The organism is Poseidonibacter lekithochrous, from assembly GCF_018861145.1.
GTDB classification, from domain to species: domain Bacteria; phylum Campylobacterota; class Campylobacteria; order Campylobacterales; family Arcobacteraceae; genus Poseidonibacter; species Poseidonibacter lekithochrous_A.
On the sequence record NZ_JAHKQT010000037.1, the window covers coordinates 1 to 1,729 of the forward strand.

The 1,729-nt window shown below is 45.5% G+C and carries 1 protein-coding gene; it reads left to right on the forward strand.

Going from position 1 to position 1,729, the window contains the following annotated elements:
• Positions 1-1,729 (forward strand): conjugal transfer protein TrbE (locus tag KO488_RS12780; RefSeq protein ID WP_216059201.1); only part of this gene is annotated, 1,729 nt, incomplete at both ends.

A 1,729-nucleotide genomic window follows, 5' to 3' on the forward strand; every position in this document is an offset into this window, starting at 1 on the left:
GGATGCGTACTTAGGCGGTCAGGAAATGTGGGGGGGTGTTGTTCCTAAAGTCGGTCGTAAATTTGTTCAGGTCGTAGCGATTGAAGGTTTTCCTATGGAGTCATATCCAGGAGTGCTTTCTGCTCTTGCTGAATTGCCTGTTGAATATCGCTGGTCATCACGATTCATATTCATGGACCAACACGAATCACTAAGACATTTAGACAAGTTCCGTAAAAAGTGGCGCCAGAAGATTAGAGGTTTCTTTGATCAGGTTTTCAACACTAATAACGGCACTGTAGATCAAGATGCACTATCAATGGTTCAAGATGCAGAGGCCGCAATTGCTGAAATCAGTAGTGGTGTTGTAGCTGCGGGTTATTACACAAGCGTTGTCGTCCTAATGGATGAAAACCGCGACCGACTAGAACAGTCTGCCCGCCAAGTAGAAAAGTCAGTAAACCGTCTTGGTTTCGCAGCTCGTACAGAAACTATCAATACTCTGGATGCTTACTTGGGAAGCCTGCCAGGTCACGGTGTCGAAAACGTTCGTCGTCCACTAATTAACACTATGAATCTGGCCGACTTGCTTCCAACAAGCACTGTTTGGACTGGTTCAAATAAGGCTCCTTGCCCAATGTATCCATCATTGGCGCCAGCACTAATGAACTGTGTAACAAGTGGTTCTACTCCGTTTAGGTTAAACCTGCACGTTCGAGATTTGGGGCACACTTTTATGTTTGGTCCAACAGGGGCGGGTAAATCAACGCACTTGGCATTAATCGCAGCTCAGCTGCGCAGATACAAAGGCATGTCTATTTATGCTTTCGACAAGGGTATGTCTATGTACCCATTAACAAAGGCTGTCAATGGATTACATTTTTCTGTTGGTGCAGACGATGACCGCCTAGCGTTCTGTCCATTGCAATTCTTAGATAGCAAATCAGATCGCGCATGGGCGATGGAATGGATTGATACCATTTTGGCGTTAAACGGGGTTAATACCACTCCAGCTCAACGTAACGAGATTGGTAACGCAATCCAAAGTATGTACGAAAGCGGTGCGCGTACACTGTCTGAGTTCTCCTTAACAATCCAGGATGAAAATATCCGTGAAGCGATGCGCCAATACACAGTAGATGGGGCTATGGGTCATCTATTGGACTCTGAACAAGATGGATTGTCTTTAACGGATTTCACAACATTTGAAATCGAAGAATTGATGAACCTGGGCGAGAAGTTCGCACTGCCAGTATTGCTTTACCTATTCCGTCGTATCGAGTGCAGCCTGAAAGGTCAACCGTCCGTCATTATTTTAGATGAAGCATGGCTAATGCTAGGGCATCCAGCTTTCCGTGAAAAAATTCGAGAATGGCTCAAAGTTCTTCGTAAGGCGAATTGTCTGGTTCTTATGGCAACACAAAGTCTGTCTGATGCGGCCAACTCTGGAATCCTAGACGTTATTGTCGAGTCTACTGCAACCAAAATCTTTCTTCCTAACGTGTATGCGCGTGATGAAGATACAGCGGCTCTTTATCGTCGAATGGGCCTCAATAGCCGTCAAATCGACATTTTGGCAACCGCGGTTCCTAAACGTCAATACTATTATGTTTCGGAAAATGGGCGCCGTCTCTATGACTTAGCTCTTGGCCCGCTTGCATTGTCGTTTGTAGGGGCTTCTGACAAGGAATCTGTAGCAATCATTAAACAGCTTGAAGCTAAGCATGGTGAAACGTGGGTTGATGAATGG